Consider the following 23,023-nt stretch of genomic DNA (forward strand, 5'->3'; position numbering starts at 1 on the left):
TCAGTCGTTGGCCACCACGGGGTAGCGGGGCTCGTTCTCGGCCATCTGCCGCAGGGCGTCCTTGCGCTCCCGCTTGGACAGCCGGTCGATGTACAGGTAGCCGTACAGATGGTCCGTCTCGTGCTGCAAACACCGGGCGAAGTAACCGGTCCCACGCACCTTGATCGGGTTGCCCTTCTCGTCCTGCCCGGTCACCTCGGCGTAGTCGGGCCGGGCGAGCGGCGCGTACGCGGTCGGCACGGACAGGCAGCCCTCGTTGCTGTCGTCGAGGCGGCGGCGGTCGGCGGGCAGGTCGACGAGCTTGGGGTTGCAGACGACGCCCACGTGCCGCACGCCCTCGTCGTCCTGGCAGTCGTAGACGAAGACCTTCAGGTCGACGCCGATCTGGTTGGCGGCCAGGCCCACACCCTCGGCGGTGCGCTGGCTGGCGAACATGTCCGCGACCAGCCGGTCCAGCTCCGGGCCGAACTCGGTGACGTCCTTGCACTCCCTGTGCAGCACCGGGTTCCCGAAGACCGTGATCGGCCGCGAGGTGCCGCGCTCACGCCAGGCCGTCTCACGCTCGTCGGTGTCCTGGGTGTCGATGACGAAGCCATCGTCGTCCACGGGGAGCACGCCCGCGTGCTGCTGATCGGTGTCCTGCTGCGCCATGACCGACGTATGCCTTCCTGCAACCATGGGAAAATCCTGCCAGTACAGACTACGGTGCGTGCCCGGGTGCCTCCCGGGGATCCGCGAGCCGCCCTGGTCAGCAGACCTCTTCCAGATCCCGCCAGTCCCGGGAGTCCGGGCTGTCCGCGACCCAGCCGTCGAGCAGCCCCCGCACCAGCGAGGCGGGGGCCGCGATGCCGCACTCCCGCTCGGGCACCCACAGCTGCCCGTCCGTGCGGTGCCCCAGCGGTCCCGGGTGCCCGGGCTCGCTGTGGTCGTGCGGATCGAGGTGCTCGCCCTCGCCCTCGTCGGACGGCATCCGGGACTCGGAGCACGCGCGGCACAGCAGCCGCACGGACGAGGACCAGTCCTCGGCGGCGAAACCGGCGTCGGCGGCCAGCTGCTCCAGCGCGTCCCGGTCGTCCTCGGTCGCGGCCTCCAGCAGCACGACCCAGGTGGGCACCGGCGAGGGCGCCCACAGCTCGATCTCGTCGAAGACCGGATAGGCGTGCCCGGCGGCCGTGGTGCGCTCGCCGTTCGGCACGCCGTCGTGCAGCACGACCTCGCCCCAGCGGCGCCCGGAGGACGGCAGCGGGATGGAGAGCACCTCGATGCGCGCGGGATCCAGCCGGCGCCCCCACACGACCTCGGCCTCGCCCTCCGGCGACAGCCGCACGGCGGCGCTGCCCAGCTCCATCCCGGCGGGCTCTGCGGAGACGGTGGCACCACCGGGCACCCGCAGGCCGTACGCCTGCCAGGCGCGGCGGGCCAGCGGCCAGTCCTGCAGGGCGGTGGCGGCGATGCCCACGTTCCACCAGTCCGGGGCGCCCGCCTCCCGCTCGAGCAGGGCCACGGCGCGCAGCCCGGCCGCGCGGGCCTGCTCCCAGTCGTGGCGGAACTTGTGCAGCAGGGCGAGGTTGAACCAGGACTCCGACAGCCACGGCTCCAGGTCCGCGGCACGGGTCAGCAGCGCACCCGCGTCCTCGTAGCGGCCGTCGCCGATCAGCGTGAACGCGCGGTCGGTGGCCTGCCGCCAGGAGGCGGAGGGCCGGTGCCGTCCCTTCCCGAAGATCCTCACGATTCCCGCCTGCCAGTCCCTTGCGATTCCCGCCTGCCGGTTCCCTGCCGTCCGCGGGGTCACGCGCGAGTGCCCCCGAACACCCTCTCCTGGCATCCAACCACGTACCGCCGGACGGGCGCTCATTACCCATGGGTTACCCCGCTGTCGGCAAGGTCAGACCGTCTCTCTGCAACACCCTCGCGAGTGACTCCACGACCTCCGGCTCGTAGTCGCCGGCGCAGGCGAGGCGCAGCCGCTCCAGTGCGCTGAGGGGCCCTCCGGGCCCCGCCTCCTCCCGCGCCATCTCCTCGTAGGCGTTCACGGCACGGACGATCCTGGCGCTGACCGGCTGCTCCGGGTAGGGGTCGGCCTGCCGCTCCACGACGACGGCGACCTCGGCGTCCACCCCGGTCTGCCGTACGACGGCGCCGCCGAGGAGCGCGATGCGCCGCTGCTCCTCGACGGGCAGCGCGGCGGTGGCGCCCGCGGGCACCGGGTCGACAAGGCTGAGCTGCCCGATGTCGTGCATCAGCGCCGCGTACTCCAGCACGGTCAGCTCGGGCCCGCTCAGGCCCAGCTCCCGGCCGACGGCCAGGCTGAGCGCGGCGACGCGCCGGGCGTGTCCGGGGGGCGTGTACCCGGCGATCTCGGTTGCGCGGGCCAGGGAGGCGATGGTCTGCCGGTAGGTGGCGCGCACGGCCGCGTAGCGCCGGTAGGAGAGCTGGGTGAGCAGCAGCGGCAGCGAGAAGACGGGCAGCGCCCACAGGCCCACCACCGCGACGGCCGGTGACATCACGGCACCGGTCGCGCAGACGGCGGAGCCGATGCCGAGCCTGGCGCGCAGTTCGTCGCGCAGCAGCGGCCCGAACGGCCAGCGGGTACGGGAGTGTGCCAGGGCGGCGGCGAGCACGGCGTCGCACAGGGTGGTGAGCACCAGCAGGGCGACGACGAGCAGCGTGTACGCGGGCCCGCCCCAGCCGTGGGGTCCGGCCTGGCGGTAGACCGGCTGGAAGCAGACGGCGGTGAAGCCCACGGTCAGCAGGCGGCGGGTGAGGTGGTCGGCGGTGGAGCGGTGGCCCCGGGCCACGTGCGGGACGCAGCCGGCGAGAGCGGCCGCGAGGACCACGGTGACCACCTGGGCCACCCCGTGGTGGGTGGGCCGTCCGGCGATCTGCCCGAGCAGGGCGTAGGAGAGCGCCCCGGCCGCGCCGAGGGGTGCGGGCTCCCGCTCGCCGATGCCGCTCCACCGGGACAGCTCCCCCACCGCGACGAGGGCCCCGAAGGCGAGGGCGACGGCGGGTTCGTCCAGGCCCCGCCAGAGGGTCAGGCCGAGACAGCCCGCGGCGAGCAGCGCGGCCGTCGTGTGGGCGAGGACGAGGGGCGCGCGGCCCGCGGTCATGCGCCGCCCCCGCCGGGTACCCGCCCGGCCGGCTGACCGGCCACGGGCAGGGCCGGCGGCGGTGCCGCGTTCCCGCGCTCCTCCTCGGCGGTCACCACCGGGTGCCAGCCGTGCCGGTCCAGCGCGCGGATCAGCGCGCGCACCATCGCCGGGTCGAACTGCGTGCCCGAGCACCGCTCCAGTTCCCGAAGCGCGGCCGCGACGGGGCGGGCGCGCCGGTAGGAACGGGTCGAGGTCATCGCGTCGAAGGCGTCGGCGACCGCGACCACCCGCGCGCACTCCGGGATCTGCCGGCCTCTCAGCCCGTAGGGGTATCCGGTGCCGTCGAGCCGCTCGTGGTGGTGGAGGATCGCCGACCGCGCCTCGCCGAGGAACCCGATGCCGCGGACCATCTCGTGGCCGTACTCGGGGTGCAGCTCGATGATCCGGCGTTCCTCGGGGGTGAGCGGCCCGTCCTTGCGCAACAGCCGGGTGGGCACTCCGAGTTTGCCCACGTCGTGCAGGATGCCGGCGAACCGCAGCACCTCCACGCGCCGGTCGTGCAGGCCCAGCTCGCGCGCGATCATCATGGAGGCCTGCCCCACCCGTTCGCTGTGGCCGCGGGTGTAGCCGTCCTTGAGGTCGACGGCCTGGACGAGCGCGCGGATCGTCGCCTGATGGGCGGCCCGCTCCCGGTGGTACTGGGCGAAGACCCAGCAGGAGACGTACATGGGCAGCAGCACGAGCAGCGCGGTCACGGGCCCGTAGGGGCTGCGCCACAGCACCGCCATCATCAGCCCGGCGAGCCCGTGCACGGCGACGGGCGCGAGGGAGCGCAGGAACAGCCCGCGCCAGGCGGTGCGCGCCGGTACGCGCTCGGCCAGCGTCAGGATACCGCCGTCGAGCGCGGTCAGCGCCAGGCAGAACGCCAGGACCGCCGCCCCGGCGGTCAGCAGTGCGTCGGGGAAGTGGGGGCCGGCGACCGCGTCCCGGCCGCCGAGGGACCAGTGGACGCGGGATGCGGCCCACACGGCGAGGGCGAGCCGCGCGGCCCGCCAGCCGCGGCGCAGCCATGAGGGCCGCTCGGCGACGCGGGCGAGCAGGGCACCGGGCAGGGGCACGAACGCGGCGGCCGCGGGCGGCAGCAGAAAGGCCCCGGCGAGCAGCACGGGGTAGACGGTGCCCATTCCCTCGAGGGCCCGGCGGCCGAAGGGGGGCGTCGGGGATCCCCCCGCTCGGCTGCGGCCGAGAGCCCGGGGCAGGGGCAGCTGCTCGCAGCCAGCGTGGAGCGCGGCGAGCAGCGCGATCGCCGACCAGGGGACGGGAAGCTCCGGCAGGGGAGCCACGCACAGCAGGGCGCCGAGGACGGCGCAGCCGACGTATGCGGCTGCCGACGGCCGGACCGGCCCCATGACGTACCTCCCCCCGAACCCGCACCATGTCCCGGACCGGGCGGGCCCGGTCGTGCCATTCAGGCTGGGGAGCCTAGAGGGGAGGGCGGCCGACGGGTGTGGCTTTGGGGGGAATCCCTGGGCCCATGACCCACGGATTAGCACGTTCGGGTGACGGGCGATCGGGGATTGACCGCCGCCCCGAACAGAAGTTCACGACTTCGTGGCCGGGCGGTCGGGCTCCCCCGGGGCCGGGAGGTTCAGGACTCCTGCGGGGTCGCGGTCACATCGTGCTCGGGCACCGTCTGACCCGAGCGGATCAGCTCGATGCGGCCCATGACCTTCGCCCGGAGGTCGGTCGGCACGTCGTCATGCCCACAGCAGCGCTTGACCAGCTTCTTCACGGCCTCTTCGAGGCCGTACTTCTCGAGGCACGGCGAGCACTCCTTGAAGTGCTGCTTGAACTTGGTGCGGTCGACGTCCGGCATCTCACTGTCGAGGAACTCGTAGAGATGGTCGAGGACCTCACTGCAGTCCGTCTCGTGCGGCTCTCCGCAGCTCATGAGCCCGAGCCTTTCGCTTCGTCCGAGTCTCCGGCGCCGGCCGGGACCAGCCCGCGCTCGCGGGCGTAGTCCTCGAGCATGCCGCGCAGTTGACGGCGGCCCCGGTGCAGCCGGGACATCACCGTGCCGATGGGTGTCCCCATGATGTCCGCGATCTCCTTGTACGCAAAGCCCTCTACGTCCGCGAGATAGACGGCGATGCGGAATTCCTCGGGGATCGCCTGCAGCGCCTCCTTCACATCCGAGTCGGGCAGGTGGTCGAGCGCCTGCGACTCCGCGGAGCGCAGACCGGTCGACATGTGCGACTCGGCGCGGGCGAGCTGCCAGTCCTCGATCTCCTCGGCCGCGCTGCGCTGGGGTTCACGCTGCTTCTTGCGGTACGAGTTGATGAAGGTGTTGGTGAGGATCCGGTACAGCCAGGCCTTGAGGTTGGTGCCCTCGCGGAACTGGTGGAAGGACGCGTACGCCTTCGCGTACGTCTCCTGCACCAGGTCCTCGGCGTCCGCCGGGTTACGCGTCATGCGCAGCGCGGCGGAGTACATCTGGTCGAGGAATTCGAGCGCGTCCCGCTCGAAGCGCGCACTGCGCTCGGCGGACGACTCGGCGCCCGTCCCCCGGCCCTCGGGCTGCTCCGCCTGGCCGTTTTCGGTCCCTGCGTCGGTACCGGTGACCGGACCCACCTCCTCCAGCGACGTGGCAGGACCGAGAGCGGTCCCACTGAGATCGGAGGATAGACGAACACCCTTACCCGCCGCCGCCCGAACAGGGGCGGCCTTCGACGCGTGCAGCACCGTCCAGTCCAGGTCAGCGCTGCTGCTGCGGCTCGGGCAGATGGTCGAACCCATGCGGCGGACTTCCTCTCGTCATGCGTGCAGCACGGCCGGTGCCGTCTGACCCGCACAACAGTGCCCCGCCCCACAACATTCCCGGGCGTCACCCGAGTGGGCCGAGTGACGTGGCCCACTTCACCACGGCGTCGGTGAGGATCTCCAGGGCCTGCTCCTGGCCGGGGTCCGCGCTCTTGGGGACGGCGAAACCGTGATCGGCGTTCGGCACCTCGACCAGGTCGTAGGGTCCCTGAGGGAACTCCTCCGGCCTTCCGAAGGGGTCCTTCCCGCCCTGGACGACGAGGGTGGGCAGGCCCGCGCCCAGCAGTTCGGCGGCGCGGGACTTCTCGGGGCGGCCCGGCGGGTGGAGCGGAAAGCCGAGCGCGAGGACGGCGACGGCGCCGAGCCCGGCGGCCGTACGGCAGGCGACCCGGGCCCCGGCGCTGCGCCCGCCGGCGATCACGGGCAGCCCGTCTCCCGCCAGGGCGGGCCACACCCCGCGCCAGCCGGCGTCCAGCGTCTTCGGCGCGGGCGCCACCTTCCTGCCGGCGACGCGCCAGGGCTGCTCGACGAGCGCGACGGTCACCCCGTGGGCGGGCAGGACCCGGGCCAGCGCCTGGAGGTCGCGTGCCTCGACGCCGCCGCCCGCGCCGTGGCCGAGGGCGAGCACCGGCGCGGCCTTGCGGGCCCGGTGCCAGGTGACACGGGCCGTACCGGCGTCGGTCTCCACGCTCTGTGTCGCATCCGTCACGTCGTTCACCCTCGGCAGCCGGTCCTCGTAGGTCGTGTGCGCCCCTGGGGCGCGTCAGAAGAGTGTGCCCTCCTCGGGGGCCTCCAGCTCCTTCAGCAGCTCCGGGCCGTTGTTGCGGACGTTGCTGACCGCCGTGGACACCGGGTAGGCGCGCATCAGGCCGGCGGTCGGCGCCTGGAGCAGGGGGCGCAGGTCGTCGGGGTCGGTGCGGGCGGGGTCGAGCCAGGCGTCCCAGCGGTCCGGGGTGAGCATCAGGGGCATGCGCGGGTGGATGTCGGACAGGGAGCGCGGGCCCTCGGCGGGGCCGACGGCCAGCGGTGTCGTCTCCGCCTCCGTCGTGATCACCGAGCAGGTCACCCACCAGGCCCGGGGATGGTCGTCGGGCAGCGTCCGGTCGCGCCAGAACTCGTAGAGGCCGGCCATCGCGAACACCGAGCCGTCGGCGGGCAGCACGAAGTACGGCTGTTTGCGCGGCCGCTTCCTCCTGCCCTCGGCCTCCAGATCGCGCTCCTGTGTGCCGGTGACCCATTCGTAGTAGCCGTCGGCCGGGATGATGCAGCGCCGGGCGGCGAAGGCACGGCGGTACGACGGCTTCTCGTGCACCGTCTCGGCGCGCGCGTTGATCAGCCGCGCCGCGCCCTCGGGCGACTTGGCCCAGGACGGTACGAGCCCCCAGGTGAGCCTGCGCAGCTGGCGAACCGGCCGTTTGTCGTCCGCGTCCTTCAGGGCACGGTCCAGGACCGCATACACCTGCTTGGTCGGGGCCACGTTGTAGTCGGGCGCCAGGGTCTCCTCCGGCTCCCACTTGGCAACCTCAAAGACTCCTGCGAGATCCTCGGGCCTGCGACTCGCTGCATACCGTCCGCACATACGTGCCACCCTGCCAGATCCGCCGACACGCCAGGAGCTACTCACCGCAATGGACAGCCTCGCCTCGACCTCGCTGACCTCGCTCGCCGGCCTCTGGGACCGGGTCTTCGGAAGTCAGCCCGATCCCGACCTGTGGGTGGTGATCGCCACTCTCGTCGTGGCGCTCGCCGTGGTCGTCCCGAGGGGCGCCTGGCGGATAGCGCGCAACGCCGTCACCATCGCGCACGAGGGCGGCCACGGACTGGTCGCTCTGCTCACCGGCCGTACCCTGACCGGCATCCGGCTGCACTCCGACACCAGCGGCCTGACCGTCAGCCGCGGCAAGCCGTACGGCCTGGGCATGATCCTCACCGCCGCGGCGGGCTACACCGCTCCCCCGCTGCTGGGCCTCGGCGGCGCGGCGCTGCTCGACGCCGGGCACATCACACTGCTGCTGTGGCTGGCCACCGCCCTGCTGCTGGCGATGCTGGTCATGATCCGCAACGCGTACGGGGCGCTGACCGTGGTCCTCACCGGCTCCATGTTCCTGCTGGTGTCGTGGCTGGCCGGTCCGCAGGTGCAGGCGGCGTTCGCGTACGCGGTGGTGTGGTTCCTGCTGGTCGGCGGCGTACGGCCGGCCTTCGAGCTCCAGGCCAAGCGGTCACGCGGAGGGGCCGGGGACTCGGACGCGGACCAGCTGTCGCGGCTCACGCATGTGCCGGCGGGGATGTGGCTCTTCCTGTTCCATGTGGTGTCGCTGTGCTCGCTGATGGGCGGCGCCCAGTGGCTGTTGCGCCTGTGACGGCCCGGGGCCGCCCTAGCAGACAATGGTTTCGTTCCGGTTTCGCCACTTTTGATCAAGATCTACGGCCTGGGCCACGCACTACAGTGGGGCGCATGACCGTGAACCCCGCACCCACCGCCCTCTGGCCCGCCCCGCACGCGAGCGGAGCCGTCGACGCGACGGTCCACGTGCCCGGGTCCAAGTCGGTCACCAACCGTGCCCTCGTCCTCGCCGCGCTCGCCTCCGAGCCGGGCTGGCTGCGCCGCCCCCTGCGCTCCCGCGACACCCTGCTGATGGCCGGTGCCCTGCGCGCGCTGGGCGTCGGCATCGAGGAGGGGGTCGGCCCCGACGGCTCCGGCGAGAGCTGGCGGGTGATCCCGGCCGCGCTGCACGGCCCGGCCACGGTCGACGTCGGCAACGCCGGCACCGTGATGCGCTTCCTGCCCCCGGTGGCCGCGCTCACCGACGGCCCCGTGCGTTTCGACGGCGATCCCCGCTCCTACGAGCGCCCGCTGAGCGGCGTGATCGACGCCCTGCGCGTCCTGGGCGCCCGTATCGACGACGACGGCCGCGGCGCCCTGCCGCTGACCGTGCACGGCGGCGGCGCGCTGGACGGCGGCCCGGTGTCCGTCGACGCGTCGTCCTCCTCCCAGTTCGTCAGCGCCCTGCTGCTGTCGGCCCCGCGCTTCAACCAGGGCGTCGAGGTCCGTCACACCGGCGCGACGCTGCCCTCCATGCCGCACATCCGTATGACCGTCGACATGCTGCGCGCTGTCGGCGCGCAGGTGGACACCCCGGAGTCGGGCGGTGAGCCGGGCGTCTGGCGGGTCACGCCGGGGGCCCTGCTCGGCCGGGACCTGACCGTCGAACCGGATCTCTCCAACGCCCAGCCGTTCCTCGCGGCCGCGCTGGTCACCGGCGGCAAGGTCGTCATCCCGGACTGGCCGGCCCGTACGACCCAGCCCGGCGACCGGCTGCGCGAGATCTTCACCGAGATGGGCGGTTCCTGCGAGCTGACCGAGCGCGGCCTGGAGTTCACCGGTTCGGGTGCCGTCCACGGCATCGACGTGGACCTGGGTGAGGTCGGGGAGCTGACTCCGGGCATCGCAGCGGTCGCGGCCCTCGCGGACTCCCCGTCGACCCTGCGCGGGGTGGCCCATCTGCGGCTGCACGAGACGGACCGGCTGGCCGCGCTCACCAAGGAGATCAACGAGCTGGGCGGCGACGTCACGGAGACGGCCGACGGCCTGCACATCCGCCCGCGCCGCCTGCACGGCGGGGTCTTCCACACGTACGACGACCACCGCATGGCCACCGCGGGCGCGATCATCGGGCTCGCGGTCGACGGTGTGCAGATCGAGAACGTGGCGACGACGGCCAAGACGCTGCCGGACTTCCCCGAGCTGTGGACCGGGATGCTCGGGGACTGACGGGCGGACCTGAGATCATGCGCCGCTACGGCAAGCACACCGACGAGGACGACATCCGCAGCCGCCCGAACCGCAAGGGCAACCGGCCGCGTACGAACATCCGGCCCAAGCACGAGGACGCGGCGGAGGGCCTGGTCCTCACCGTCGACCGCGGCCGGCTGACCTGCCTCGTCGACGGCCGTACGGTCATCGCCATGAAGGCCCGTGAACTGGGCCGCAAGGCGGCGGTGGTCGGCGACCGTGTCGCCCTCGTCGGCGATCTGTCCGGCACCAAGGACACCCTCGCCCGCATCGTCCGCATCGAGGAACGCGCGTCCGTGCTGCGCCGCACCGCGGACGACGACGATCCGTACGAACGTGTGGTGGTCGCCAACGCCGACCAGCTGGCCATCGTCACCGCCCTCGCCAACCCGGAGCCACGCCCGCGCCTGATCGACCGCTGTCTGGTCGCCGCGTACGACGGCGGCCTGGAGCCGCTGCTGGTGATGACCAAGTCCGACCTCGCCCCGCCCGACAAGCTCCTGGAGCTGTACGGGGCGCTGGACATCCCGTATGTCGTCACCAGCCGTGAGGAGCTGGAGCGCGGTGACGCGGCGGACCGGGTGCGCGAGCATCTGGACGGCAGGGTCACGGCGTTCGTCGGGCACTCCGGGGTGGGCAAGACGACGCTGGTCAACGCGTTGGTGCCGAAGGACCGGCGGCGCACGACGGGCCATGTCAACGCGGTGACCGGCCGTGGGCGGCACACCACCACGTCGGCGCTCGCGCTGCCGTTGCAGCACGCGGGCAGCTGGGTGATCGACACGCCCGGCGTGCGGTCCTTCGGGCTCGCACACATCGACCCTTCCCGCGTCATCCACGCCTTCCCGGACCTGGAGCCCGGCACCGAGGGCTGTCCGCGGGCGTGCAGCCACGACGAAAAGGACTGTGCGCTGGACGCCTGGGTGGCCGAGGGACACGCGGACCCGGCGCGGCTGTACTCCCTGCGCCGGCTGCTGGCCACCCGCGAGCGGAGGGAAGGAGACTGACCTCTGCCGTGTTTGCCTCCATGGCTCGCAGGTAATTGCTTACTCGCACCGGGCCTGATCCGACCAGACGAGGCAGTCGACGTGGGGACGCGGGAGGACGAGACATGGCGTGGCTGCTGGTCATCGTGGCCGGGCTTCTCGAGACCGGTTTCGCCGTCTGTCTCAAGCTCTCGCACGGTTTCACCAGGCTCTGGCCCACGATCGCTTTCTGCTGCTTCGCCCTCGGCAGTTTCGGTCTCCTCACCCTGTCCCTGAGAAAGCTGGACGTGGGTCCGGCCTACGCGGTGTGGACGGGGATCGGCGCGGCGGGAACGGCGATCTACGGCATGGTGTTCCTGGGCGACCTGGTCTCCACCTTGAAGATCGTCTCGATCACGCTGGTGATCGTGGGCGTGATCGGCCTGCAGCTTTCCGGCTCCGCGCACTGAGGCGCGCGCCCCTCGACGCGGGGCCCCACACCGGCGGTCCCCTCACCGCACCGGCCGCGGCAGCGCTTGGCGCACCAGCTCCGCGACCCCGCCCTGCCCCGGCGGAGCCGCGACGCAGGACAGGGACAGCCGTACGACCAGTTCGCAGGCGCGGGCCAGTTCCACCGCCTCCGCCTTGGTCGCCCCGGCTCCGGTCACCGCCGCGACGGCGCGGTCGCGCACCAGGGACACCAGGTCCGCCGGGGACGGCAGCGGCCCGTCGGCCCGGCGCTGCGCGGGCACCGCGGACGTGGACGGCACGGCGGCGAGCGTCGGCATGGGCAGCCGCTCGCTCCAGCAGCCGGTGAGCATGGCGCGGACGAGCGGGTTGCCGCGCGCGGCGGACGTCATCCACTCGGCGGTGGCGGCCAGCCGCTCCCGGGCGTCCGTGTGCGCGGCGAGGACCCGGTCGACACCGGCGAGATAGCCGTCCGCCTCCCGGCGCACCAGGGCCCGGGCCAGCCCCTCCTTGCTGCCGAACTCGTTGTACAGGGTCTGGCGCGAGACACCGGCCGCGGCGGCCACGTCCACCATGCGCACGGCGGACCACGAGCGACGCGCGAGCGCCTTATAGGCGGCGTCCAGTAGGGATTCCCGCGCTGCAGGCATCATCGCCTCCCTCGGGCCGGCGGCTCTGACGCACAGATTTGACGCGCGTGTCAGCACTGTCAAGGGTTCGCGACGGCACCGGCAGGCGCCCCCGGGCCGGCGCACGCCGTGATCACACCACGGCGCATGGTCGCCGCGGCGCGCGCGGCCGGGGACGGCGGTGGCCCCGGGGAGACCGTGAAGATCCCCGGGTCGTGTGGCCCTGTCCCGGAAGGGGCGGATACGGTTCGCTCATGCCCGACTATCTCGATGACCTGCGACTCGCCCATGTGCTCGCGGACGCCGCGGATGCCGCGACCATGGCCCGGTTCAAGGCTCTCGACCTCAAGGTCGAGACCAAACCGGACATGACGCCGGTGAGCGAGGCCGACAAGGCCGCCGAGGAACTGATCCGCGGCCAGCTCCAGCGCGCCCGGCCGCGTGACGCGATCCTCGGCGAGGAGTACGGCATCGAGGGCACCGGGCCGCGCCGCTGGGTCGTCGACCCGATCGACGGCACCAAGAACTACGTGCGCGGAGTGCCCGTCTGGGCCACCCTGATCTCCCTGATGGAGGCGGGCCCGGGCGGAACCGGGAGCGGCGGAGGCTATCAGCCGGTCGTCGGTGTCGTCTCCGCGCCCGCGCTGGGCCGCCGCTGGTGGGCCGCGAAGGGGCACGGCGCGTTCACCGGCCGCAGCCTGGCCTCGGCCTCCCGGCTGCACGTCTCGCACGTCTCGAAGCTGTCCGACGCGTCCTTCGCGTACTCCTCCCTGTCCGGCTGGGAGGAGCAGGGACGGCTGAGCGGCTTCCTGGATCTGACCCGCGCCGTGTGGCGCACCCGGGGCTATGGCGACTTCTGGCCGTACATGATGGTCGCCGAGGGCTCGGTGGACATCTGCGCCGAGCCCGAGCTGTCCCTGTGGGACATGGCGGCGAACGCGATCATCGTGACCGAGGCCGGCGGTTCCTTCACGGGGCTCGACGGCCGCCCGGGCCCGCACAGCGGCAATGCGGCCGCGTCGAACGGGCTGCTCCACGACACCCTGCTCGACTACCTGAACGACCGGTACTAGACACCAGCGGTACCGCTGTGCACCGCGAGCGCCCCTGAACTCACGACGCGCGCCCTCTTGTTGACCCGCGCTTTGCCTGCGACTCTGGGAATCCCCCACTTGTGAATTTGTGAAGCGTTGAACAGGCGCCTCCGGCGGGCGGCATCCAGCGGATCCGGAGCCCTGAGCCAGCGCATCCCGGCGCGCATCCCAGGAGGTCCGCCCCATGCTCGTCCGTGACGCCATGAGCACGATGGTCCTCACCATCGGCCCCGCACACACCCTCCGCCAGGCAGCAACCCTGATGTCCGCCCGCCGTGTCGGCGCGGCCGTGGTCCTCGATCCGGACGCCGGTGGTCTCGGCATCCTCACCGAGCGCGACATCCTGAACTCCGTCGGCCTCGGCCAGAATCCCGACACCGAGTGGGCCGGCGCCCACACCACCATGGACGTGGTGTTCGCCGCGCCCACCTGGACCCTCGAGGAGGCCGCGGGCGCCATGGCCCACGGCGGCTTCCGGCATCTGGTCGTGCTCGACCGCGACGAACCGGTCGGGGTCGTCTCGGTCCGCGACATCATCCGCTGCTGGGCCCCTGCCCGGCGGGTCCCGGCCACGACCCACTAGTTCCGCACGCGCGAACGGGCCGGGACCCCTGAGGGATTCCGGCCCGTCCCCTACGACAAGCGGTCCAACCCGGGTCAGCCGCGCAGGGCCTGGACCGCGGCCTCCAGGCGCTTGCCGAAGTCTCCGTCGGCCTGACGGAAGTTGTTGATCGCGCGCTCGGCGATGTCGTCGCGCGAGACCTTCGAGATGGCGCCCGCGAGGTTGGCGATCAGACGCTCCTTCTCGCCCTCGGACATCAGGCGGTACAGGTTGCCCGCCTGGACGAAGTCGTTGTCCTCGGCGTGGACCGGGGCCTCGTGGTTGCCGGTGGCGGCCGTGAAGCCGTTGAACGACTGCCACAGCGGACGGTCCGTCTGGAACGGGCCGCCGAAGCTGTTCGGCTCGTAGTTCTTCGCGCCCTTGTGGCGGCCGTCGTACAGGTAGCCGTCACGGGCGTTGGTGCGCGCCTCGGTGGCGTGCGGACGGTTCACCGGCAGGTGGTCGGCGTTGATGCCGACGCGGTAGCGGTGGGCGTCGCCGTAGGCGAAGAGGCGGCCCTGGAGCATCTTGTCCGGGGAGGGGCCGATGCCCGGCACGAAGTGCGCGGGGCTGAAGATCGACTGCTCGACCTCGGCGAAGATGTTCTCCGGGTTGCGGTTGAGCTCCAGCTTGCCGATCTCGATCGGCGGGTAGTCCTCGTGCGGCCAGACCTTGGTGAGGTCGAACGGGTTGAAGCGGTACGTCGCCGCGTCCGCCGCCGGCATGATCTGGACCTGCACGGTCCAGCTCGGGAACTCGCCGCGCTCGATGGCCTCGCGCAGGTCGCGCTGGTGGGAGTCGGGGTCCTCACCCGCGAGCTTGTTGGCTTCCTCGGTGGTGAGGTTCTTGATCCCCTGGTCGGTCTTGAAGTGGTACTTGACCCAGAAGACCTCGCCGGCCTCGTTGTTCCACTGGTAGGTGTGCGAGCCGTAGCCGTTCATGTGGCGGTACGACGCCGGGATGCCGCGGTCGCCGTGCAGCCAGGTCACCTGGTGGGTCGACTCGGGCGACAGGCCCCAGAAGTCCCAGACGTTGTCCGGCTCCTGCGAACCGGTGTAGGGGTCGCGCTTCTGGGTGTGGATGAAGTCGGGGAACTTGATGGCGTCCTTGATGAAGAACACCGGGGTGTTGTTGCCGACGAGGTCGTAGTTGCCCTCTTCGGTGTAGAACTTCAGCGCGAAGCCGCGCGGGTCACGGACGGCGTCCGCGGCACCCAGGTTGCCGGCCACGGTCGAGAAGCGCAGGAAGACCTCGGTCTGCTTGCCGACCTCGGACAGGAACTTGGCGCGCGTGTAGGGGGTGACGTCCGCGGTGATCGTGAAGGTGCCGTAGGCACCCGCGCCGCGGGCGTGCACCACACGCTCCGGGATGCGCTCCCGGTTGAAGTGGGCGAGCTTCTCCAGAAGAAGCTGGTCCTGGACGAGAACCGGGCCGCCGACGCCCGCGGTCTCGCTGTTCTGGTTGTCAGCTACCGGAGCACCGGCCTCCGTCGTAAGCGGTCCCTGCGTCACTGCGCCTCCTGCGTCGTCGCTGACCAACCCTGTCACTTGGCCAAAGCCGACGTCGATCCTACAATGGACAATGTCTAAGTCAAGTAAAGCTCCAAAGTCACACCTGTTCGGGATCTGTTCCCCTTGCTGTTAGGCTGGCCTGTATGAGTGACCTGTTGGAACGGCTGCGCGGACGCGGATGGCGGATGACCGCGCAGCGGCGCGTCGTGGCCGAGGTCCTCGACGGCGAACACGTCCACCTGACGGCCGACGAGGTGCATGCCCGGGCCGTCGCCAGGCTGCCCGAGATCTCCCGGGCGACCGTCTACAACACGCTGGGTGAACTGGTGTCCCTCGGCGAGGTGCTCGAGGTCGCCACGGACAAGCGCGCCAAGCGGTACGACCCGAACGCCCACCGGCCCCATCACCACCTGGTCTGCGCCGGCTGCGGCGCGATCCGCGACGTCCATCCGACGGGCGACCCGATGGCGGACCTTCCGTCCTCGGAGCGTTTCGGTTTCACGGTGTCGGACGTCGAGGTGACGTATCGCGGGCTGTGCCCGGACTGCGCGGCGGCCTGACCGCGGATCTTCCACCGGCCCCGGCACTGCACAGGTGCCGGGGCCGGCGTTTTCCCTGTGGACGACAACCGCCGGGACGGGCTGTCACCGGGCGTGAACGCGCCAGGGCCGGAACCCTTTCGGATTCCGGCCCTGGACTTCAGTAGCGGGGACAGGATTTGAACCTGCGACCTCTGGGTTATGAGCCCAGCGAGCTACCGAGCTGCTCCACCCCGCGTCGGTGAACGCAACGTTACGTCAACGGCGTGGACAGATGCAAATCACTTCCACCGGCCGCTCGGAGGCCGCCCCGTCACCGACCCGCGGGCGGGCCGGTGACGGGAGCCGGGGACCCCACCGCGGCCGCGCCACGGCGGAGCGTCACGCCGACAGCTCCTGCCGCAGTGCGTCCCGCAGCCGAGTGGCCCGCTCGGAGACCTCGGCGGGCCCGAGCGACACGGCCCGGTCGGCCCACCGCTGCCCCTCCGCCAGCTCCCCCCGCCGCGCGTACACGAGGGCCAGCCGCAGCGCGGCCCGGCCGTGCCCCGCATCCGCAGCCCGCGTCCACCACAGCGCCGCCTCCGGCTCGCTTCCCTCCCGGGCGAGCAGCAGCCCCAGGTTGAAGGCCCCGTTCCGCGAGCCGCCCTCCGCGGCCTCCCGGTACCACCGGGCCGCCTCCACGACATCGCCGCGCGCGGCGGCCAGCATCCCGACGCGGACCTGTGCCCGCCGGTGCCCCTGCGACGCCGCCCGCTCGTACCACTCCTCGCATTCGCTCTTCTCGTGCGACGGCTCGCCGAGCTCGTGCGCGGGCGCGGGCGGCCGCCGCGCGTCCAGCAGGGTGGCCAGCCGGTAGGCGGCCTCGGCGCTGCCGCCCCCGGCGGCGCACCGCAGGTGCCGCTCGGCCGTCTGCTCGTCCCCCTCCCGCAGTCGCGCGATCCCGACCTGCAGCGCCGCCTCGGTGTGCCCGGCGGCCGCGGCCCGCTCGTACCAGGTCAGGGCCGTCTCGTCGTCGCCGCGTCCGGCGTGGAGGATGCCGAGGTTGAAGGCGGCGTCGACGCTCCCCGCCTCCGCGGCCTTGGAGAACCACGGTTCGGCGCCCGTCGCGTCCCCGCCCTGGAGGAGCAGGATGGCGAGCGCGTTCGCCGCCTCGCGGTGCCCGGTGTACGCCGCCCGCCGGTACCACTGCTCGGCCTGCGCGGTGCGTCCCTGTTCCGCGCAGAGCAGCCCCAGGTTGTAGGCGCCGTTGATGTCGTCGGCGTCCATCGCGGCCCGGTACCAGCGCTCGGCGGTCTGCGTCTCGCCGCGTTCGGCGTGCAGCGCGCCCAGCGCGTTCGCCGCGTTGCCGTCTCCCTCCTGCGCGGCCCTGAGCCACCACACGGCGGCGCTCTCGGTGTCCCCCGCGTCCCGCAGCAGGAAGCCCAGCGCGCACGCGGCCCGTGCCTCGCCGTCCTTGGCGCTCGTCAGGTACCAGCGCCCGGCCTCCTTGAGGTCGCCCCGCTTCTCCAGGATCGCCCCGAGGTGCAGCGCGGCCCGGCGGTGTCCGCGCGCGGCGGCCTGCCGGTACCACTGCTCCACCTCGTCGAGGGCGGAGGCGGCGACACCGTTGTCACCGCCGCTCTCCTGAGCCTCCAGGGCCCTGCGGTCCAGGGTGCGCGCCAGCCGGTAGGCGGCCTCGCGGTGGCCGCGTTCGGCGGCGGCCCGCATCCATCGCTCGGCGCCCTCGTCACCGCGGTGCTCCAGCAGATCCGCGAGCGCGTAGGCGCCGAGGGTGTGCCCCTGTTCCGCGGACTGGCGCAGCCAGTACTCCGCGGCGGGCTCGTCGCCGCGCTCACGGTGGTGCCGTCCGAGCGCGTGCGCGGCCGCGGCGGACCCGGCGACGGCGGCGACCCGCCACCAGCCCGCGGCCTCGTCGGCGTAGCCCCGCTGGTGCAGAAGGACCCCCAGGTTGTTGGCGGCGGCACGGTCACCGGCGGCGGTCGCGGCACGCAGCCGGGGCTCGGCTCCGTCCAGATCGCCACGGCGCAGCAGCATCGCCCCGAGGACGCTCATCGCCTCGATGTCGCCGGCTTCGGCGGCGAGCCGGTGGCGCGCCTCCTCGATCGCCTCACCGGTCTCACCGGCCTCGCCGGTTTCGCCCGCCTCGTCCTGCTCGGCGGGCTGCACAATTCGCCCCGATTCGAACAGAGTTGCCTTGTCCCCCATAACGTCCATCGTCGCACCACCTGCAACCTGGGTACACCTGGTATACCGCAGCCAGTGAGGTCACTTCAGCGTTTTGTCGACATGCCCACAGAGAGACAAGTCAAACACAGAACGGCCAACTGCCCCTGCAACCGGCCGCACTTCACGTGAGTCGCCAGGTCACGCCGTACGCCCCGTCGTGTCGTCGTACGCCCCCGTCTCCCACCACACGCTCCCGTCGTGTCGTCGCACACGTCGAGGGCCCGGATCCTGATCAGGATCCGGGCCCTCGACTTCAGTAGCGGGGACAGGATTTGAACCTGCGACCTCTGGGTTATGAGCCCAGCGAGCTACCGAGCTGCTCCACCCCGCGCCGTTGTCAGGCAACCGTATCACGGCGCGGGAGGGCTTTCGGCTCAGCCGCCGCCCGAGCCGCTCGGTGATCCGCTCGGGCCGCCGCTCGGTGAACCGCTGGGGGAACCGCTCGGACCGGCGGACGGGGTCGCTCCGCTCTGTCCGCCTCCGCTGCCGCCGCCGGAGGTGCGGGCCTTGGACTGGGCCTCCTGGGCTCGTTTCAGTGCGTCCTGAAGGTCCTTCTGCGCCCGTCCGTACGCCTCCCAGTCGCTCTTCCTGAGGGCTTCCTGACCGGCGTCGAAGGCCTTCTGGGCGTCCTGGAGCGCCTGTTGGACCGTCGGGTTGCCGGCCGGCGGCGGGGTCGTGGTACCCGTCCCCGGCGGGGTGGTCGCGGCCTGCGCCCCGAAGACCTTGTCGAGCGCCTGGCCGAGGGTGTCCTCGAACGCCGTGTGGCCGCCGTAGGTCACCAGCACCTTGCGCAGCAGCGGGTACTTGAGGCCGCCGCCCCGCACGTAGACGGGCTCGACGTACAGCAGGCCGCCGTCGATCGGGACGGTGAGCAGGTTGCCGTACTCGATGTCCGAGTCACCGCCCTTGAGGAGCCTGATCGACTCGGCGATGTCCTGTTCGGAGTTGAACTGGCTCTGGACCTGCTTGGGCCCGTCGACCGTTCTGCTCGTCGGCAGCTTCAAGATTCTGATCTTGCCGTAATCCGGGCTGCCCGCCTCGGCGTTGACCGCCATGAAGGCGCTCAGATTGTCGCGGCCGTTCGGCGTGAACGTCGTCGTCAGGGAGAACGCCTGCGCGGACTGGTCGGGCATCTTCATGCTCAGGTAGTACGGCGGCACCGCGTTGCCCGACTTGTTGGTGGGGTCGTCCGGCACCTGCCACACCTCGCTGCCGCTGAGGAACGTCTGCGCGTCCTTGACGTGGTAGCGGGTGAGCAGTTCACGCTGGACCTTGAACAGGTCCTGCGGGTAGCGCAGATGGGACATCAGCGAGGGCGAGATGTCGCTCCGCGGCTCCACGGTGCCCGGGAACGCCTTCATCCAGGTCTTCAGGACGGGGTCCTCGGTGTCCCACTGGTAGAGCTTGACCTCGCCGGTGTACGCGTCGACGGTCGCCTTCACCGAGTTGCGGATGTAGTTGACCTGGTTCTGCTGGGCCATCACCGCGCGCTGGGTGTTGCCCGCGGTGAGCGAGTCGGCCGTCGTGTCGCCGAGCGTCGTACGCGAGGCGTACGGGTAGCCGTTCGTCGTGGTGTAGGCGTCGACGATCCACTGGATGTGCCCGTCGACGACCGCCGGGTAGGCGTCGCCGTCGATGGTCAGCCAGGGCGCGACCGCCTCCACGCGCTGCTTGGGCGTGCGGTTGTACAGGATCCGCGAGCCGTCGCCGATGGCGCCGGAGTAGAGGATCTGCGGCTCCCCGAACGTCACCGCGTACGCGGCCCGGTTGACCGGGTTGGAGAGGCTGACGCCGCTCTTGCCCCGGTAGGAGGTGGTCTTCTCGCCGCTGTCGTCGGAGTAGTCGATCTCCTTCTGAGGGCCTCCGACGATCGAGTACTCGGTGGTCTTCTCTCCGTAGTAGATCCGCTGCTGGTAGGTGCCGAGGTCACCGGAGGACGGCAGGTCGGACTCGGTGAAGACGGGCTGGCCGTTGGCGTCGGCGGTGGTGCCCTTGGCGGCGACCACACCGTAGCCGTGGGTGTAGCGGAAGTGGTCGTTGATCCAGTTCTGCTTCGGGATGCCCGCCAGGTTCAGCTCGCGCAGACCGATGACCGTGTCCTGGTCCCCGGCGTTCCTGCCCGCCTTGGTGTAGCGGTCGACGTCCAGGTTGGTCGGGAACGCGTAGTAGTTCTTCATCTGCTGCAGCTGCTGGAACGTCGGCGAGACGACGTTCGGGTCCAGCAGGCGGATGCTCGCCGTGGCGTCGGCGTCCGCACGCAGCCTGTTCTTGTCCTGGGTGCTGCTCGTGCCGTCGTACTCGGCGACCTGGGCGTCGTCGATGCCGTAGGCCTCGCGGGTCGCCCTGAGGTTCTTCGTGACGTACGGCGCTTCCTTGGCCTGCTCGTTCGGCTGGACCTGGAACTTCTGCACGATCGCCGGGTACAGCCCGCCGATGAGGATCGCCGACAGGACCATCAGGCCGAAGCCGATGACGGGCAGCTGCCAGGTCCGCCGCCACAGGGTGGCGAAGAACAGCAGCGCGCAGATGACCGCGATGCAGAACAGGATGGTCTTGGCGGGCAGGTAGGCGTTCGCGTCGACGTACCTGAGGCCGGTCCAGTCGCCGGTCGCCTTGAAGTCGCTGGACTTGACCGCGAGTCCGTACCGGTCGAGCCAGTAGGCGACCGCCTTCAGGGCGACGAAGACGCCGAGGAGGACCGACAGGTGTCCGGTCGCGGCGGCGGTGGCGCGCGCCCCCGGGGAGGTGAGCCTGAGGCCGCCGTAGAGGTAGTGGGTCAGCGCGGCGGCGATCAGCGACAGCACCGTGGCGGCGAAGCCGAAGGCGAGCAGGAAGCGGTACCAGGGCAGGTCGAAGGCGTAGAAGGCGACGTCCAGGTGGAACTGGGGGTCCTTCTGGTGGAAGGGCACGCCGTTGACCCACATCAGCCAGGTCTGCCACTGGCCCGCGGCGGAGGCGCCCGCGATCAGGCCGACCAGGGCGGTGATGGCGAGGAGCAGCCACCGCTTGTAGGGCGCGATCCCCATCCGGTAGCGGTCGAGGCTCTGCTGTTCCATGGACATGGCGCTCAGCGGCGGGCGCAGCCGGTGGGCGAGCCAGATGTTGAGGCCGACCGCGGCCGCCATCAGCAGGCCGAAGACGAAGAACAGCCCGATCTTGGTCCACAGCGTGGTGGTGAAGACGGACGAGTAGTTCACCGACCGGTACCAGAGCCAGTCCGTCCAGAAGCCGGCGAACATGACGAACGCCATGCCGAGGACGGCGAGGACCCCCAGTGTCATGAGCAGGGTCCGGGCACGCCGGGACGGGCGGCCCACTCTGATCCGTGGCCCCGTCGGGCCTCCGCCGCGGTCCGGCATCTGGAAAGCCAAGGTGCGCACCTCGAAGTTCGCTGTTGATCCGTGTTGATCCGTCAGGCCCCCGTGAACGCGGACCAGGGATGAGGCTCCACGATCGCGGAGCCCCACCTATGCAACTTACTGGCGCTTTGCTCGGTTCCCGCTTCCGGGTCGGAAGGAGGCAGGATTGTGACCATGTCCAACACTCCCATGGCAGCGAGTCCCCTCACCCGGGCCGTCCTCGAGATCGACGAGTACGTCTCCGGCCTCGGGTGGGACCAGCCCGCTCGCCTCTTCGCCCTCGTCGACACCGCGCAGCTGCGGGCCCAGGAACCCTCGCTCGCGGCCCAGCTCGGCCTGGAGGACGAGCCCGAGGCCGCGGGCCTCACCCCGATCGAGCAGGAGGAGATCCCTGCCGACAGCCCGCTGGACGAGTTCCTCGCCACGATCGCCTGGCCCGACGCGGTGACCGGCTGCGCGCTCACGGTGGAGCGGCTGATGCTGCCGCCGTCCGCGGAGGCCGAGGTTCCGCAGGGGCTGAGCGAGAAGAAGCTGGCCCGGTGGGTCGCCGAGCACCCGGACCGCCAGGAGGTGCGCATGACGGTGGCGGTGCTGCGGGACGGTGCGCGCGAATCGGCGCTGCGACTGCGCGAGAAGGACTCGCCGACGGAGGTGCTGACGGGCCCGGACCTGGTGCCGGGGCTCGCGCAGGCGCTGTCGGCGACGTTCGAGGACTGAGTCCGCACGGCCCGCGGGGTCAGGGCCTGCGAGGACGGGGGCGCACCCGGAAGCCGGGGGGCGCCCCCGTGCTGTGAGCCGCCGTGCCGGATCTAGCCCTCGGTGGTGCACTCCGGCAGGTCGGCGGTCTTGCCGGTGCGGATGTCCTCGAGCGCCTTCAGGGCGTCGTCGAGGGTGTCGACCCGGACCAGGGTGAGGCCGTCGGGGCCGTCCTTGGCGGCGGCCGCGCAGTTGTCCTTGGGGGTGAGGAAGAACCGGGCGCCCTTGCTGCGCGCGCCGACGGTCTTCATCTCGACCCCGCCGATCGGGCCGACGTGCCCGTCGTCGTCGATGGTGCCCGTGCCGGCCACGAATTTCCCGCCGGTGAGGTCGCCCGGGGTGAGCTTGTCGACGATGCCGAGGGCGAACATCAGGCCCGCGCTGGGGCCGCCGACGTCGGCGAGCTTGATGTCGATCGTGAACGGGAAGGTGTGGTCGTTCCCGGCGGAGATCCCGACGATGGCCCGCTGCTGGCCGCTGTCGTGGGACTTCGCCGTGGTGATCGTCACGTTCCGGGTCCGGAGGGCGGTCTTCTGCGCCTTCTCGGCGGCGGCCTGCTCCTTGGCGGGCACGATCGTGAAGACGACGTCCTGTCCCGCCTTGTGCCTGGTGACCAGCTTGGCGACGTCACCGGGCGCCTTCACGTCCGTCCCGTCGACGGCCTTGACGACGTCACCGGCGTGCAGCCTGCCCTCGGCGGGCGAGCCCTTGAGGACGGTGGCGACGATCACCCAGGACCGCACGGGAATGCCGAGCTTCTTCAGCGCGGCGACCTTGGCGCTCTCCTGGGACTGGGTGAACTCCTCGGCGTTCTCCTGGGTGGACTGCTGCTCGGTCTTGCCGTCCGGGTAGAGCGTGTCGTGCGGCACCACCTTGTTGTCGTGTGCAAGCCAGCCGTACACGGCCTCGACCAGGTTCATGTTGTAGTCGGCGCTGGTGACCCGGACGGTGGTCATGTTCAGATGGCCGGTCGTCGGATAGGTCTTGCGCCCGGAGATCTGCAGCACCGGCTCGCCGTCGTGCTCGGCCAGGGTGTTCACCGTCGGACCCGGTGACATCTCCGAGTACGGCACTTTGATGAACACTCCCGCGCACAGGAGCGCGATCAGCATCAGGGTGGAGGCGAGCATCGTCGCGGTGCGGCGTGGCATGGAACGACAGTACGGGACG

At 71.6% G+C, this 23,023-nt stretch carries 21 protein-coding genes and 2 tRNA genes; 8 read left to right on the forward strand and 15 right to left on the reverse strand.

Features of this window, described 5'->3' with window-relative positions; genetic code table 11:
- The 8 genes from def to LZ604_RS10020 all read right to left on the reverse strand — a co-directional run bounded on the left by def (position 1) and on the right by LZ604_RS10020 (position 7,491).
- Positions 1-651 (reverse strand): peptide deformylase, encoded by a 651-nt coding sequence (gene def, locus LZ604_RS09985; protein ID WP_234514363.1) that lies wholly within the window; start codon positions 649-651, stop codon positions 1-3.
- A 97-nt stretch (positions 652-748) separates the two neighbouring features.
- Positions 749-1,729, reverse strand: a complete 981-nt coding sequence (locus LZ604_RS09990; RefSeq protein ID WP_234514230.1) for a tetratricopeptide repeat protein — start codon at positions 1,727-1,729, stop codon at positions 749-751.
- Between the two features lie 136 nt (positions 1,730-1,865).
- A complete protein-coding gene (locus LZ604_RS09995) occupies positions 1,866-3,110 on the reverse strand; it encodes an HD-GYP domain-containing protein (RefSeq protein ID WP_234514231.1) in 1,245 nt (414 codons plus the stop codon).
- The gene (locus LZ604_RS10000) at positions 3,107-4,501 is read right to left on the reverse strand and encodes an HD-GYP domain-containing protein (RefSeq protein ID WP_234514232.1); all 1,395 of its coding nucleotides are present in this window, start codon (positions 4,499-4,501) and stop codon (positions 3,107-3,109) included. The genes LZ604_RS09995 and LZ604_RS10000 overlap by 4 nt, the downstream gene beginning before the upstream one ends.
- A 239-nt stretch (positions 4,502-4,740) precedes the next feature.
- Complete coding sequence (gene rsrA, locus LZ604_RS10005; RefSeq protein ID WP_234514233.1) at positions 4,741-5,043, reverse strand: mycothiol system anti-sigma-R factor; 303 nt, start codon at positions 5,041-5,043, stop codon at positions 4,741-4,743.
- On the reverse strand, positions 5,040-5,723 hold the full coding sequence (gene sigR, locus LZ604_RS10010) for an RNA polymerase sigma factor SigR (RefSeq protein ID WP_234514365.1): 684 nt from the start codon (positions 5,721-5,723) through the stop codon (positions 5,040-5,042). Before sigR ends, rsrA begins: the two co-directional genes overlap by 4 nt.
- Positions 5,724-5,976: 253 nt before the next feature.
- A complete protein-coding gene (locus tag LZ604_RS10015; RefSeq protein WP_234514235.1) occupies positions 5,977-6,621 on the reverse strand; it encodes an alpha/beta hydrolase family protein in 645 nt (214 codons plus the stop codon).
- A 54-nt stretch (positions 6,622-6,675) separates the two neighbouring features.
- Positions 6,676-7,491 (reverse strand): SOS response-associated peptidase, encoded by an 816-nt coding sequence (locus tag LZ604_RS10020; RefSeq protein WP_234514237.1) that lies wholly within the window; start codon positions 7,489-7,491, stop codon positions 6,676-6,678.
- A gap of 49 nt (positions 7,492-7,540) precedes the next feature.
- Here LZ604_RS10020 and LZ604_RS10025 point away from each other — a divergent pair, with 49 nt between their 5' ends.
- The 4 genes from LZ604_RS10025 to LZ604_RS10040 all read left to right on the forward strand — a co-directional run bounded on the left by LZ604_RS10025 (position 7,541) and on the right by LZ604_RS10040 (position 11,140).
- Positions 7,541-8,272, forward strand: a complete 732-nt coding sequence (locus LZ604_RS10025) for a M50 family metallopeptidase (RefSeq protein ID WP_234514238.1) — start codon at positions 7,541-7,543, stop codon at positions 8,270-8,272.
- A 95-nt stretch (positions 8,273-8,367) separates the two neighbouring features.
- Positions 8,368-9,684, forward strand: a complete 1,317-nt coding sequence (gene aroA / locus LZ604_RS10030; RefSeq protein ID WP_234514239.1) for a 3-phosphoshikimate 1-carboxyvinyltransferase — start codon at positions 8,368-8,370, stop codon at positions 9,682-9,684.
- Between the two features lie 17 nt (positions 9,685-9,701).
- Positions 9,702-10,712, forward strand: a complete 1,011-nt coding sequence (gene rsgA, locus LZ604_RS10035) for a ribosome small subunit-dependent GTPase A (protein ID WP_234514240.1) — start codon at positions 9,702-9,704, stop codon at positions 10,710-10,712.
- A gap of 104 nt (positions 10,713-10,816) precedes the next feature.
- Positions 10,817-11,140 carry a DMT family transporter gene (locus tag LZ604_RS10040; protein WP_234514241.1) on the forward strand — a complete coding sequence of 108 codons (324 nt, stop codon included), beginning with the start codon at positions 10,817-10,819 and terminating at the stop codon, positions 11,138-11,140.
- 42 nt (positions 11,141-11,182) lie between these two features.
- Here the strand turns inward: LZ604_RS10040 and LZ604_RS10045 are convergent, their stop codons facing one another.
- On the reverse strand, positions 11,183-11,788 hold the full coding sequence (locus LZ604_RS10045; RefSeq protein ID WP_234514366.1) for a TetR/AcrR family transcriptional regulator: 606 nt from the start codon (positions 11,786-11,788) through the stop codon (positions 11,183-11,185).
- Positions 11,789-12,021: 233 nt separating this feature from the next.
- Here LZ604_RS10045 and hisN point away from each other — a divergent pair, with 233 nt between their 5' ends.
- Both hisN and LZ604_RS10055 read left to right on the forward strand, forming a co-directional pair.
- Positions 12,022-12,840 carry a histidinol-phosphatase gene (gene hisN / locus LZ604_RS10050; protein WP_234514242.1) on the forward strand — a complete coding sequence of 273 codons (819 nt, stop codon included), beginning with the start codon at positions 12,022-12,024 and terminating at the stop codon, positions 12,838-12,840.
- Positions 12,841-13,045: 205 nt separating this feature from the next.
- Positions 13,046-13,444, forward strand: coding sequence for a CBS domain-containing protein (locus tag LZ604_RS10055; protein ID WP_234514243.1), 399 nt, complete (start codon positions 13,046-13,048; stop codon positions 13,442-13,444).
- Between the two features lie 74 nt (positions 13,445-13,518).
- Here LZ604_RS10055 and LZ604_RS10060 read toward each other — a convergent pair whose 3' ends face one another.
- Positions 13,519-14,973, reverse strand: a complete 1,455-nt coding sequence (locus LZ604_RS10060) for a catalase (protein ID WP_234514244.1) — start codon at positions 14,971-14,973, stop codon at positions 13,519-13,521.
- 143 nt (positions 14,974-15,116) lie between these two features.
- On the opposite strand from LZ604_RS10060, the gene LZ604_RS10065 reads away from it, so the two are divergent.
- Positions 15,117-15,533: a Fur family transcriptional regulator gene (locus LZ604_RS10065; protein WP_234514245.1), complete on the forward strand. Its 417-nt coding sequence runs from the start codon at positions 15,117-15,119 to the stop codon at positions 15,531-15,533.
- A 143-nt stretch (positions 15,534-15,676) separates the two neighbouring features.
- On the opposite strand, the gene LZ604_RS10070 is transcribed toward LZ604_RS10065, so the two are convergent.
- The 4 genes from LZ604_RS10070 to LZ604_RS10085 form a co-directional block, all read right to left on the reverse strand.
- Positions 15,677-15,750: transfer RNA gene (locus tag LZ604_RS10070), tRNA-Met, on the reverse strand.
- Positions 15,751-15,893: 143 nt separating this feature from the next.
- Positions 15,894-17,726, reverse strand: a complete 1,833-nt coding sequence (locus LZ604_RS10075; protein ID WP_234514246.1) for a tetratricopeptide repeat protein — start codon at positions 17,724-17,726, stop codon at positions 15,894-15,896.
- A 269-nt stretch (positions 17,727-17,995) separates the two neighbouring features.
- Positions 17,996-18,069, reverse strand: a tRNA-Met gene (locus LZ604_RS10080).
- A 43-nt stretch (positions 18,070-18,112) separates the two neighbouring features.
- Positions 18,113-21,097: a UPF0182 family membrane protein gene (locus LZ604_RS10085; RefSeq protein WP_234514367.1), complete on the reverse strand. Its 2,985-nt coding sequence runs from the start codon at positions 21,095-21,097 to the stop codon at positions 18,113-18,115.
- A gap of 174 nt (positions 21,098-21,271) precedes the next feature.
- Between LZ604_RS10085 and LZ604_RS10090 the strand changes: the two genes are divergently transcribed.
- On the forward strand, positions 21,272-21,814 hold the full coding sequence (locus LZ604_RS10090; protein WP_234514247.1) for a PPA1309 family protein: 543 nt from the start codon (positions 21,272-21,274) through the stop codon (positions 21,812-21,814).
- A 92-nt stretch (positions 21,815-21,906) separates the two neighbouring features.
- On the opposite strand, the gene LZ604_RS10095 is transcribed toward LZ604_RS10090, so the two are convergent.
- A complete protein-coding gene (locus tag LZ604_RS10095) occupies positions 21,907-23,004 on the reverse strand; it encodes a YlbL family protein (RefSeq protein WP_234514248.1) in 1,098 nt (365 codons plus the stop codon).
- Positions 23,005-23,023 lie beyond the last annotated feature (19 nt).

This window comes from Streptomyces glomeratus (assembly GCF_021462825.1).
In the GTDB taxonomy this organism is placed as follows: Bacteria; Actinomycetota; Actinomycetes; order Streptomycetales; family Streptomycetaceae; genus Streptomyces; species Streptomyces glomeratus.